Annotated in this window: 12 protein-coding genes; 4 read left to right on the top strand and 8 right to left on the bottom strand. The window is 42.5% G+C overall.

Annotated elements, in window-relative coordinates:
• Positions 1-6 precede the first annotated feature (6 nt).
• The 6 genes from V1U08_RS04670 to V1U08_RS04695 all read right to left on the bottom strand — a co-directional run bounded on the left by V1U08_RS04670 (position 7) and on the right by V1U08_RS04695 (position 4,779).
• On the bottom strand, positions 7-702 hold the full coding sequence (locus V1U08_RS04670) for a GNA1162 family protein (protein WP_014234852.1): 696 nt from the start codon (positions 700-702) through the stop codon (positions 7-9).
• A 2-nt stretch (positions 703-704) separates the two neighbouring features.
• On the bottom strand, positions 705-1,058 hold the full coding sequence (locus tag V1U08_RS04675; RefSeq protein ID WP_014234853.1) for a DUF4810 domain-containing protein: 354 nt from the start codon (positions 1,056-1,058) through the stop codon (positions 705-707).
• An 11-nt stretch (positions 1,059-1,069) separates the two neighbouring features.
• Positions 1,070-1,432 carry a hypothetical protein gene (locus V1U08_RS04680; protein ID WP_014234854.1) on the bottom strand — a complete coding sequence of 121 codons (363 nt, stop codon included), beginning with the start codon at positions 1,430-1,432 and terminating at the stop codon, positions 1,070-1,072.
• Positions 1,433-1,441: 9 nt separating this feature from the next.
• Positions 1,442-2,434 carry a CsgG/HfaB family protein gene (locus V1U08_RS04685; protein WP_330470055.1) on the bottom strand — a complete coding sequence of 331 codons (993 nt, stop codon included), beginning with the start codon at positions 2,432-2,434 and terminating at the stop codon, positions 1,442-1,444.
• Positions 2,435-2,681: 247 nt separating this feature from the next.
• Positions 2,682-3,086 (bottom strand): hypothetical protein, encoded by a 405-nt coding sequence (locus tag V1U08_RS04690; protein ID WP_330470056.1) that lies wholly within the window; start codon positions 3,084-3,086, stop codon positions 2,682-2,684.
• A 55-nt stretch (positions 3,087-3,141) separates the two neighbouring features.
• Complete coding sequence (locus V1U08_RS04695; protein WP_014234857.1) at positions 3,142-4,779, bottom strand: BCCT family transporter; 1,638 nt, start codon at positions 4,777-4,779, stop codon at positions 3,142-3,144.
• 529 nt (positions 4,780-5,308) lie between these two features.
• On the opposite strand from V1U08_RS04695, the gene V1U08_RS04700 reads away from it, so the two are divergent.
• The 4 genes from V1U08_RS04700 (at position 5,309) to V1U08_RS04715 (ending at position 9,935) form a co-directional block, all read left to right on the top strand.
• Positions 5,309-6,421: a response regulator gene (locus V1U08_RS04700; protein ID WP_330470057.1), complete on the top strand. Its 1,113-nt coding sequence runs from the start codon at positions 5,309-5,311 to the stop codon at positions 6,419-6,421.
• Positions 6,422-6,457: 36 nt separating this feature from the next.
• Positions 6,458-8,887 carry an ATP-binding protein gene (locus tag V1U08_RS04705; protein ID WP_330470058.1) on the top strand — a complete coding sequence of 810 codons (2,430 nt, stop codon included), beginning with the start codon at positions 6,458-6,460 and terminating at the stop codon, positions 8,885-8,887.
• Positions 8,888-9,044: 157 nt separating this feature from the next.
• Positions 9,045-9,530 (top strand): acyl-CoA thioesterase, encoded by a 486-nt coding sequence (locus V1U08_RS04710; RefSeq protein ID WP_330470059.1) that lies wholly within the window; start codon positions 9,045-9,047, stop codon positions 9,528-9,530.
• Positions 9,531-9,680: 150 nt separating this feature from the next.
• Positions 9,681-9,935 carry a hypothetical protein gene (locus V1U08_RS04715; RefSeq protein ID WP_014234861.1) on the top strand — a complete coding sequence of 85 codons (255 nt, stop codon included), beginning with the start codon at positions 9,681-9,683 and terminating at the stop codon, positions 9,933-9,935.
• A gap of 436 nt (positions 9,936-10,371) precedes the next feature.
• Here the strand turns inward: V1U08_RS04715 and malG are convergent, their stop codons facing one another.
• Together malG and malF are read right to left on the bottom strand one after the other, a co-directional pair.
• Positions 10,372-11,262 carry a maltose ABC transporter permease MalG gene (malG, locus tag V1U08_RS04720; RefSeq protein WP_014234862.1) on the bottom strand — a complete coding sequence of 297 codons (891 nt, stop codon included), beginning with the start codon at positions 11,260-11,262 and terminating at the stop codon, positions 10,372-10,374.
• Between the two features lie 12 nt (positions 11,263-11,274).
• The gene (malF, locus tag V1U08_RS04725) at positions 11,275-12,849 is read right to left on the bottom strand and encodes a maltose ABC transporter permease MalF (RefSeq protein WP_014234863.1); all 1,575 of its coding nucleotides are present in this window, start codon (positions 12,847-12,849) and stop codon (positions 11,275-11,277) included.
• Between the last annotated feature and the right edge of the window lie 15 nt (positions 12,850-12,864).

Below are 12,864 nucleotides of genomic sequence, written 5' to 3' on the forward strand. Positions count from 1 at the left end.
GGTTACTTAGTTTACAAAGGCATCTGATGCCGCAGTAGCCTTATCTTGAATAACGTTGTCTTTCATATCTTTACCATAACGAGGATGATACTCACCAACAGGAAGAGATTGGGTAGTAATCTCATTTACTTGTCGAGCAATTGGAATGTAATCTGTTGCAGCTGTAGCTATTGCAGTAGCAATTAGATCTACAAGTAAGCTACCACTGCTCGTACTCGTGTCCACCACAAGGTTATTTTGATACGACCATACGATTTCCGAAGTTTCTGTAGAAACCATTACGTATTTCAAGCCAACTTCCACGTTACCAGCTACAACTAAATAGTTGGTATCCCAGTTTGAGATGGTTATAAATAGCACTACATCCGCACCGAACTGGTCTCTATAACGACTGAATGGAACACCTTGAAGCTCTTTCCCATCAACAATACCTATATCTTTAAAAATGTCTGCGGTAATCGGTACAGGCAAGACATAATAGCCTTTGTTTACAAATGGCTCCGCCAGCGTTGAATTTAGGTATTCGGCAGCTTCAGCCGAAGTCGTTTCATTAATTATTGGAGCAATTAAAATCTTTTGGTGGTTGCGCTCAGCTTCGTACATTTTAGGAAAAAGTTCCTGCTTTGATTGAGTAGTGACACAGCCTGAAACCATAAAAACGAGCACCAATGCAGAACAAATGTTTACTAACTTAGTTTTCACTACTAATTTCCTTTTACAAATAGCTTTTCAACGAATGTCTTAGATTCTGGGTAAAGTTGAAGCTCCTGATTGTAAAAGTCTTTTGCTTCTTGATTATTTCCCTGCTTTTGCTTGATGTAAGCCATTTCTGCGTAGATTCCTGGAGGGCACTTAAGACCTTTCTCATCAGAAACTTTTACAATATCGGTTAGTGATGAGAAATGTTGCTCTGCAGTTTCTTTAGACGGATTTTCTAGGTACGCATAATAAGTATCTGAGTAAGTGCCCCAGTAGTAGCCCGACTCTGAGACTTGATGAGCACATCCAGTAAGAGTAATAAAAAGCATCACAACAATGGATTTATACAACTTGTGCATTCTGAGTTGTCCTATAAGTTAATGGTTATCGATTGGCCAGCAGAGAGATATATTTTCTTTCTGTATATAACATCCCCATTTGGATTTTTTAGCTCTAACAGGTTTTCTCCTATTAACGCTTTTATTTGGATAACTTCTGACTTTTGAAAGTCTGAGTTCGCAGACGTCGCGACTTTCAAGCTATTACTCAATAGGTCGCTACGAGATATTTTATGATTATCTAAAGAACCTAATGAAACGGAATATCCTACAAGCTCGTCAGAAACTATATAAATAGATTGGTTTTCTACAATACCGCTTTGATGGTTCACTACAGGTGACCCACAGGCTGAAAGTAGTAAAGCAGACATCATCAAGAAAAAACTTTTGTACATAATTTCGACCTACTTTGCGCTCACGTAATATTTGGAAAGATCTGAAGAAATTTTACCGCTGGTTAAAGATGTGAAACTGATTTGATTCCACTCATCTTCACCGTAAGTCATGTCAACAGAGAGAGTTGCTACCTTTTTTCCTGGCAATTCTACGACACCACCTGTTTGAGGGTTTTTAACTTGTTTACCACGCTTAAAAACCATTAGGTCTAAACCTTGATGCAGGCCTTGTGATTCACCACCCGCAATCAAATATGAGCCATCTTCGACTGACAAAATATAAGACCGCCAAGGTTGAGCCGTCATTTGCTGTGTTAAATTAGTTATCAATTGAGAAATTGCTTCTGACAAAGCCTTGTCGGTGAGGGATTGGTCATAGCCTGCATCAGTACCAGAACCGAATGTCTTTTTCGTAGAAGTAGTTGCTTCACCTGCACCTTCGACTGAGTCAACAATTCGACCTGTTGAAGTATCAATTAAACGAACGTTGACTTTGGCATAAGCTTTCTGAGTCTTAGCTCGCGAAAATAGACCAGTATCGCTCTCTGTAGAACGACCAAATTCGCTTACAGAGCCGACAATAAGGTAATCAACTGCAACCCCACTATCTTGAAGGCCTTTTAGTGCCGCCTCTGAATCTACGTAATTTTTATCTTGACGTTCGAACATCAAAAACTTGCCAGTTGACGTTAATCTAGCACTGAGGATATCTGCTGCTTGCTTACCAATTCGGTCATCATTCTCATCCAGCAAAAAACTGTTAGATGCACGTGTTTCATTGGTAAAACGAGCTATTGCGACCTTTTTCTTCAATCTCATTTCCTGCACATCGATATTTTCAACGGTAGGTTTAGTCGCATCTAAAGCGGCGTATGAAGGCATCCCCATCGCTGCCATCAATAAAGTGGGAAAAAATACACTTATTTTCATCTTGTAAGCCATAAAAATTGAAAAATCTAAAACAATAACCTGATACTTTACATGTATTTCAACAAAGAACATATAAGATCTTTTGCACATGTATAAAAAATCAATTTAACTTCAAATAATTATTTAAATGATGTTTGTTTTTTCCTGATAAAGGTGTGAAGTTCCAATTAACTACGCGTGACTAAACGGAAAAGAGACGAGGCAATTTTAAGACTGTGGGAGTTGCGGTTAAAATGCTGTAATTATTCCTACCTAGAATCAATCAAATAGAGAATAAAAGCGAGCCCCACGCTCGCTTTCGTAATAGGTCACAAACAACTTACAGCGCTTCTGCCTGCTCTTCTAATTGTTTCGTGGTCTTTTGGCTAACAAACTCTTTATAAAGAGACGCCTTATCGGTTGGATCGATAGACGACACTTTTAACGCACTATTAAATAGTTTTTCTGATTCCACTTCTGGCATGACAACCAAAGCACATACCTGCTTCGCACCGTCAATTTCAACCAGTGAGATCTGCTCTACTTCACTATGATGGATTGAAGTATTCGAGACCTGTTTCGCGATCTGCTCAAAAGAAGTGCCCGCAGATTGTCCGTCTACAGAGCTGCTGATCTTTTGATAGTTTTTCTCCAGCACACTCACTTTGATATCTAAGTTTTGTGCAAGTGTATTACGAGCTAAAGAAGCCGCGTGATTACGGTCAGTTGAAAGGTTTCTTAACAACGAAAAGGGGTGTATCCTCGCGGATACGCCCCTTGCTTAATGGATGAATGTGCCCTTACTTTTGGGCTCTTGGCTCATTCATTAACCCTAATATCAGAGAGAATGTGGCGATTAATAAGACAATTGTGAATGGGAAACCTGTCGTCACTGCCATCGCTTGCGCAGCGGCTAATCCCCCTCCCAACAATAATGCAATCGCCACTAAGCCTTCAAACGTACACCAAAATACGCGCTGTGGTGTCGGTGCATCGACTTTACCACCAGCTGCAATAGTATCGATAACCAACGAACCCGAGTCCGATGATGTTATGAAGAACACCACAACCAGAATGATACCTACAAAAGAGGTAATGCTTGATAAAGGCATAACTTCCAGCATCTCAAACAACTTCAACGGAAGCTCGGCATCTTTAACGGCTTCATAACCATCATTTACAAATTGGCTAATTGCTGTTCCACCAAAGGCCGTCATCCAGAAAACACAGACTGTTGAAGGGACAATGAGTACGCAGAAAATAAATTCACGAACGGTACGTCCGCGCGATACACGTGCGATAAACATACCAACAAATGGCGACCATGAAATCCACCAAGCCCAGTAGAATGAAGTCCAACCTTGAGAGTAGTTAACGTCTTCGCGATTAAATGGCATCGACAATGCTGGGAAGTTTTCCATATACGACAAAATGTTGTCGAAAAAGCCAGTCAAGATAAACAAGGTTGGCCCAACAATAACAATAAAGAACAGCAATAATGCCGCCAATACCATGTTAATTTCGGAAAGTCGTTTAACACCACCGTCCAATCCCGCAAGTACGGATATCAACGCAAATGCGGTGATAACAATAATCAGGACAATTTGTGTCGTGTCTGTTAGCGGTACGCCAAACAGAAAATTCAAACCAGTTGCTGCTTGAGAAGCGCCATAACCCAATGAAGTAGCAAGCCCAAATACTGTCGCTACTACCGCAAGAATATCAATAATATGCCCTGGCCAGCCCCAAATACGTTCACCGAAAACCGGGTAAAAAACCGAACGCATCGTCAGCGGTAGACCTTTGTTATACGAGAATATGGCGAGACCCAATGCCAGCAAGGCGTAAATGGCCCATGGATGCAAAGCCCAATGATAAATCGTTGCGGCCATACCCAATGACTGAGCCGCTTCGATATCACCTAAAGCGCCGCCTAAAGGTGCCCAATCTGTTCGGACTCCATTTTCAAGCACAGGCCCTGCGAGCGAAGAACTGAAGTGAGACATTGGCTCCGATACGCCAAAGAATACCAGCCCGATACCCATACCTGCGGCAAACAGCATTGCTAGCCAGCCAGCGTAACTATAGTCAGGTAAAGCCTCCGTCCCGCCTATCCTAACTTTACCCAGTGGAGAGATGGCCAAACCAATACAAACTAAAACAAATATGTTACCGGAAAGGATGAAAAACCAATCAAGGCTGGAGGTTAGCCAGGATCGCATATGGACAAAAATCGGCTCTACTTGTTCCCTGAAAATTAAGGTAGCAAATACGAATATCACAATTGCTAACCCAGAGACTGCAAACACTCGGTTATGAATATCTAAACCAAAAGGGCCGACGGATAATACGACGTTGTCCTGACCGACTTGATAATCGGTATCTATAGGGTTGGCTTTTCCGCTGTGTTTAGGAATACCACCATTATCTTTACTCATTGAATGTTCCTTTATCTTTACACAACCTAAATAGGTGAAAGGTATGGATCAATTAACAACTACTTATTAGCCATAAGTATAAGTCTTAATAAATGAAAACATCTCGAATGCGTTCAAAACCAACTGAAAAAGTCGAAAATAAACGGCATGTGTTAGACACCTAAATGCAAGCACACAAAGCAAAAATGTGACGTATTTCAGTAACAAAGTGCTTTAAGTAACGTGTCTAAACGAGAGTATAAAAGTTCTCTTTTATACATTTCAAATATGACAATTTATGAAGTCGATAACCTATACGCGACTTATCTTCAACAGCATTATTGGAAGCCGAATTCATATCAAAAACCCCAATCAAATTTGGAATGGAGATCACTATAAGTTGAAGGCCATCACTATATGTAACAAAGAGTTATGATACTTTAGGTGCAACTAATATAAAAAATAATAGTGCAAGATCATTAAGTGATTATTGACACAAATATTAAGCACTAATTGGCAATTTGCCGTATTGCTGCCAAAAGGAGAACGGATGTTCGATTTTTCTTCATCCAAGCCAACGGTGTTGGTTATCGACGATATCCCTGAGAACCTCACGTTGATGTACCAATTACTTAAAGATGATTACAAAGTAAAAGGGGCGAATAGCGGTGAGCGAGGACTAGCACTTGCAGAAACCGCTAACCCCGATTTGATCTTGCTCGACATTATGATGCCGGAAATAGACGGTTATCAGGTATGTGAGAAACTAAAATCAAACCCAGCAACCAGTGATATCCCAATCATATTCCTCACAGCGAAAGCTGAAAGAGTCGATGAGCATAAAGGACTAAAATTGGGTGCCGTTGACTACATAACCAAACCGATTAACCCAGAGATCGTGAAAGCACGTGTCCACACTCATGTGTCTCTCAAAGTGGCTTCCGATATTTTAAAAGACAAGAATCAAGTGCTAGAGCAAGAAGTCGAGAGACGAACCACTGAAGCTCTGCGCCAAAAAGAACAGCTTCACGCAATTCAGGATGTTGCCTTTTATGCCATGGTATCGTTGGCTGAAACCCGCGATAACGAAACGGGTAACCACATCAAACGTACCCAAGCCTACATAAAACGGTTAGCCGAACAATTGCGAAAAAGCACGCGTTATGTATCAGAACTAAACGATGAGTTTATTGATTTATTATATAAATCAGCCCCACTTCACGACATCGGAAAAATAGGTATTCCAGACACTATCTTGTTGAAAGAAGGCCCGCTAACACACGATGAGTTTCAGGTGATGAAAACTCACACCACCATCGGTTATGAAGCGATTAAAAACGCAGAGAAAGTGAGCGATCAGCCAATGAAATTTCTGACTGTCGCAAAAGAGATCGCCTACTCGCATCATGAGCGCTGGGATGGTAAAGGATACCCATTAGGTCTTGCTGGAGAGCAAATTCCGTTGTCAGCCAGACTCATGGCGATAGCCGACGTCTATGATGCGCTGATCAGCAAGCGAGTTTATAAGCCTGCTTTTACTCATTTAGATGCAGTAAACATCATTTTGTCGGGCAAAGGCACTCAATTTGACCCTACTATCATCGATGCCTTCGCTGAAATTACAGATGAACTCGATGCCATTGCTCAAGCATACACGAACTAGATAAGACAAGTACTTATAGCCGTTTCTGGGAAAAACATGAAAGACAACAAAATCACCACACAATCGTGGGTGTGGCGTTCAATGGTCAAAACCGGAATCATTCCACTTATTCTGGTGGAATCGGTTCTTATTGCCGTTTACTTGATAAGTAACCACTTTATCAGTACCGACAACATGGAATACATTTACACACAAGTAAATGAAGAATTGAAAATTTCATCGGACAGAGAAGCGGCAATCATTCGAGAAAAATTGCTCTCAATAGAAAGTTTAACCACCGTATACAGAAACGAAACCGAACGTGTTTTATCAGAAGAACACACCATTGACCGCTCTGAAAAAGATAATCTTGCCGTGAGCAAAGATGGCGTCTTGTATTCTAAACAAGATTTAGGGGGCTCAGCTTCTTTCTACTCTGGCCTAACCGCGGAGAAAGATTGGGAGAAGGTGTATAGACTTGCTCACCTCGATCCACTTATGAAACAAATCGAAAATAACAGCGAATTAGTTGCGTCGATTTATTTTAATTCCTGGGATTCATACAACCGAATCTACCCATGGTTTTCTACCGTCGATCAGTATCCTGCTAAAATGGATATCCCTAATTACAATTTTTACTATCTGGCGAACGCTGAAAACAATCCTGACAAAAAGACAGTTTGGACAGATGTTTACATTGATCCTGCGGGTCACGGCTGGATGGCATCGGCTATCGCTCCGGTCTACAACCAAGGTTTTCTCGAAGGGGTTGTCGGGCTTGATATCAAAGTCAGTGACATTATAGAGAGCATTCAAAATCTTGCCATTCCTTGGGGCGGCTACGCTATTTTAGCGAGTAGTAACGGTACAATTATGGCTTTGCCACCACAAGGCGAACACGATTTTGGCTTGAAAGAACTCACTGAGCACAGCTACCAGCAAGCCATCACGAAAGAAATTTTTAAGCCTGACGCGTTTAACCTGTATAAACGTGATGACACCGCTGATTTGAGCATGCGTTTGCTCAAGAACACCAATGGGTTTATGCAGCTCAAACTGAATGGTGAAAATAAACTTCTATCGTGGTCGACCATACCAGAAACCCAGTGGCGCTTACTGATGATTGTTGGTGAGAATGAAATGTACGCGACTTCTCGCGCGCTAGAACAAAAATACCAAAACATTGGTTACATTCTGATCTTCGGTTTAGTGGCATTCTACACCTTGTTCTTCATCCTCATCTGGCGTTCGTCCAAGAAGATGAGTGAATTTATTGCTAAGCCATTAACTCAGATCCAGAGTATGGTCAATCGAATCGGGCTGGGTGATTTTCATTTAGCTCATGAAGGCTTCCGTTTAAAAGAGCTCAATGAAACAGCAAACGCGATCATCAACATGGGTGGCAAGTTGGATAGGCTCACCTCCGAACTGACTGAGGCAAAATTATCGGCTGAACATGCTAACCTAGCTAAGAGCCAGTTTATTTCAAATGTCAGCCATGAAATCCGCACGCCGATGAATTCGATTCTCGGGTTATCTCACATACTGTTAAATTCGGACCTCACGTCTGAGCAAAAAGATAACCTGCTGAAAATCGATAAGTCAGGCAAGCACTTGCTGACACTGATTAACGACATTCTGGACCTTTCTAAGCTTGAAGCAAATAAGGTTGATATTGAGAAGGTCCCATTCGATATCCGAGCGACAATTCAGGATGTGCACGATCTTGTTGAGCACAAATCCAGAAAAAACGATGTTCATCTTATGACTAAAGTTGATCAGTCCATTCCTCAGGTCGTTGGCGATCAACTTCGTATTAAGCAAATCCTCCTGAACTATGTGAGTAACGCCATCAAGTTTTCTAAAGGAGGAGATGTAACCATCGCAGTCAGTGTCGTACAAAGAAGTGAAAACCATATTCACCTGCTATTTAGTGTCATGGATACGGGGATTGGTTTATCTGAACACGATCAGGCCGTCGTATTTGACAGCTACCAGCAGGCAGACGCCTCAACGACCAGAAAATACGGAGGTACTGGCCTTGGCCTTGCGATTTCTAAGCACTTCGCAGAGTTAATGGGCGGTCATGTTGGTGTCGACAGTGAGCTAGATAAAGGGAGCAATTTCTGGTTTACCATCAAACTCGATATTGACCACTCCGGTATATCAGTAATTCCTAAGTACACAGAGCTTCCAGAACCTGTGCTTGTTGATACCACGCATCTTCAACACGAGTGTGATATCAAATCAGTCGAGGAGTTTGAGTCTAAAGTGAACCACCTGACAGCGCTTCTTGAAGAGTGCGACTTAGAGTCTGAATTTTATTATTCCAAGCATAAGTCCTGTTTTGAAAAACTTAATCCGGAACTGAGCTACGCTCTGTCTGAAGCAGTATCAACCTATCATTTTGACGACGCTCTGAAGCTAATGGATCAAGTCAAAGTCGAGTTAAGTCAATTCAAAGAGACCATGGTTCCAAGCGAATAAAGACGTTTGCCTAGCACTAAAAAGCAGGCACTGAGGTCAAACTCAGGGCCTGCTTTTTTATGTGAATTGTAGGCTCTTGACTTGGTGTCTAAAACTAGTGGTGTCGATCATTTTTTCAAGGTATGGTTGTAACAACAAATTCACAAAGGAATAACAGATGAGCAGTGGTCAAAGAGATATTACCCTTCGCTTTTTAGCAGAACCTGGCGACGTAAATTTTGGTGGTAAAGTCCACGGCGGCGCAGTAATGAAATGGATAGACTTAGCTGCTTATGCCTGCTCTGCCGCCTGGAGTGGCAAATACTGTATTACCGCTTACGCGGGTGGGATTCGATTTGTTGCACCGATCCATGTGGGTAACCTAGTTGAAGTCAGTGCAAAAGTAATTTACACCGGTCGCACCTCGATGCACATCGCCATTGATGTACAGGCGAGCGATCCCAAAGAAATGAAAAACCGTTTAACCACTCACTGTATTGTGATCATGGTTGCGGTAGACGAAGACGGCAAGCCAACAGATGTTCCTAAGTGGGTTCCTGAATCCGATGAGGACAAAGCGTTAGAGCGCTCCGCCATTGCGCTGATGAACATGCGTAAAGAAATCGGCGAAGAGATGGAAGCTCACGTTAAGTACCTCAAGTAACTACCTACCACGAGAATTCAAAACCGTAGCCCCAATTGTTGTGTGAAGCAATGTCATGCTTCTGCCATTTGTTTCACACACTCTCCTGCCTTGTCATAAATCTTTCACCTTGATTTGCTTAAATCCCTGCACTAATTTGGAAATGAATGAGTGTGGATCTTGGGAACTGTAAAAACCACCTTAAGTGAAGAAACGCTGACCAATTTAAAGGCAGTCGAATATCAATGGGTAAGAACCATGTATGTCGAGGGTTACAACGAGACTGAAATCAACCATTATATTCAAACGTGTTTTGGTGGAGACGTAACCTTTGCCAACCTTTTTCGTCGTGTCGCACTGCAGCAAGAGAGCTTATATACCTTGCTCCAGTATGTAGGATGTGCGCCTTCCAGCCGTGAGTTTTGACGGCTAACCCGCCTAGCTACCCCTCTCCCCCAGCGCTTTTGCGCGATATTTTTATGTGAAGTGCTACGCAGGCCATTTCCAAGGCTCTATGTAATCCATTACAAAGCCGATAGTCTTGGCCTGCATCATCAATATCTATTTACTCATTATTGGCGATAAACATCATCACCGTATTCTACGATTGTTTAAATACGTAAAGATCTGATTTTACAGACATAAAAAAACCTGAGTTTGAACTCAGGTTATGGTTACAAGAACTGTTAGTGATTGTGTCGTAAGGAACTAAGCTAACAGCCAGCTATGCGTAACGCCAATAAAAGCAAGATATTACTGATCGGCGGCCAAACCAAAAGTGTAATATCAGTGCTAAGTATAAGGGCGACCATTTGGTCGCCCTTTTCTAGTTATTCTTGTCAATCTCAAAGACCAGTTGAGATTATCCTTTCACACCACCAGCGGTTAGGCCACCAACCAACCAGCGTTGAGCAAGTAAGAATACTGCAGTGATTGGCACTGCTGATAGTACTGCAGCAGCTGCGAAATCGCCCCACAAGTAGTTCTGTGGGTATAGGTATTGCTGCATACCTACTGCTAATGTGTAAGAGTTTACATCAGAAAGTAGGAGTGACGCTACAGGAACTTCACCGATTACCATGATGAACGACAGGATAAATACTACAGCCAGGATTGGCACTGACAGTGGAAGCAATACCAAACGGAACGCTTGCCATGGTGTCGCACCATCGAGTGCTGCCGCTTCTTCCAGAGATGAATCGATACTTTCAAAGTAACCTTTAATCGTCCAAACGTGCAGAGCGATACCACCCAAGTAAGCGAAGATCAAACCACCGTGAGTGTTCAAACCAAGGAACGGAATGTACTGACCAAGCTTGTCGAACAGAGCGTATAGAGCAACTAGTGCCAACACTGCCGGGAACATTTGGAAGATCATCATCGCTTTTAGGATGGTGTTCTTACCTTTAAACTTCATACGAGCAAACGCGTAAGCAGAAGTCGTCGATAGCGCTACAATCAGAACCGCTGAGATACCACCTACTTTTACCGAGTTCCATAGCCATGTCATTACCGGGAATGGAGGTGGTGTAACAGTACCATCTGCGTTAGTCACAGAGAAACCTAGAGCCAGTTTCCAGTGATCCAATGTTGGGTTATCAGGAATCAGACTACCCGTTGCAAAGTTACCTTCACGGAATGAGATCGCGATGATCATCAGCAAAGGGAAAATAATCAGTGCCAAGAACGCCCACATTGCAATATGAGTAGCCCAAACACGATACTTTAATGACTTACCTTGTACCATTGCCATTATAATGTCTCCTTAATCTTGAGCTACTTTAGTTACACGTAGGTTTAGTAGAGCCAACGCGCCAACCAACAGGAAGATAAGTGTTGCTACCGCACTTGCCAGACCGAAGTCTTGACCACCAGCACCTTCGAATGCGATACGGTAGGTGTAGCTAACCAATAGGTCTGTGTAACCTGCAGGCTCTGAAGTACCAATCATGTTTGGACCACCACCTGTTAACAACTGGATAAGCACGAAGTTGTTGAAGTTAAAAGCAAAGCTTGCAATCAACAGCGGTGTCAGCGGTTTAAGCATCATTGGCAACGTAATGCGCGTAAAGTTAGACACGAAGTTCGCACCATCGATAGCAGAAGCCTCATAAAGGTCATCAGGAATCGCTTTAAGCAGACCCATACATAGAATCATCATGTAAGGGAAACCAAGCCAAGTGTTTACAATCAAGATCATGCTTTTCGCCATGAATGGGTCAGAGAACCAAGCAGGGCTAATACCAAACAGACCTTCAAGTAGCATGTTGATCTCACCAAAGCTTTGGTTAAACAAACCTTTAAAGATCAGGATAGAAATAAACGCTGGAACCGCATAAGGCAAAATAAGTAGAAGTCGGTAAACAGAGCGGCCTTTTAGCTCTTCCCACTGAACCACACTCGCCAGAACCAAACCGATGATTAGAGTAAATAGTACGGTTAGTGCAGAGAAAACAATCGTCCAGATAAAGATGCTAATAAATGGTTCTTTGATACCGTCATCTTTCCAAACTCGTTCAAAGTTATGGCTACCAATGCCAACCACGAAACCCGGTGATACGGTACTGCCGACAAACTGACCATTTTCATCAATCGGCTGGTAGTAACCCGTTTCCATGTTTGGCAGTAGGGTTTCTTGAGTACGGTTGTTAAATAGCGCCTCACCATCCTCTTGTAGCGTGTACAAAGGTACAACCGCTGCGAACTTACGCAGACCGCTCATACGGATGTCATCACCGCTTGGCAGATGAAGGTCAACACTGCTTAGTGCGTCGCGATTACTCACGATGGTTTTGATTTGCTCTTTCTCACCAGTCACTTCTTGGATTGGTGCAAGATCTAAATCCGTTGCAGAGAAACCTTGTAGTTGGAAAGTCGGCGTAGCCAGTAACTCGCCATCTTTATCAATGACAATTTGATGGCCCTGTTCAGTTTTGTATAACGTGAACGGATAGCTATCACCACTTTGATACGTCCTGTCCAAAAGTACAGTTTGGGCTCGCTCGAAAGAGAGCTGGTTTTTCGCGCTGTAGTTAGTAAATGCCAGACCTACGGTATATGCCAATGGGAAAAGAATGAACAAAATCATCCCTGCAATACCAGGATAAATGTAACGGTGAGCGTAAGTCTTTTTACTACCAAAAATGTACAGTGCTAAAGCAGTAAGAATAATCGTAAGAAGTGCAAACGCAATCTCACCGCGCGAATACATAAGAATTGTTGCGTAACCATTAAGAATGCCGACTGTGCCTAAAAGCGCCCATTTAATAAACACTTTTTTGCTGCTCGGAAGGTTGGCTGCTGGTGCTGTCATAGCTTTTGTACCTTGAACTGACTGCATAGGGAACCTGCTAGC

The organism is Vibrio sp. YYF0003, assembly GCF_036350715.1.
Taxonomy (GTDB): Bacteria; Pseudomonadota; Gammaproteobacteria; order Enterobacterales; family Vibrionaceae; genus Vibrio; species Vibrio natriegens.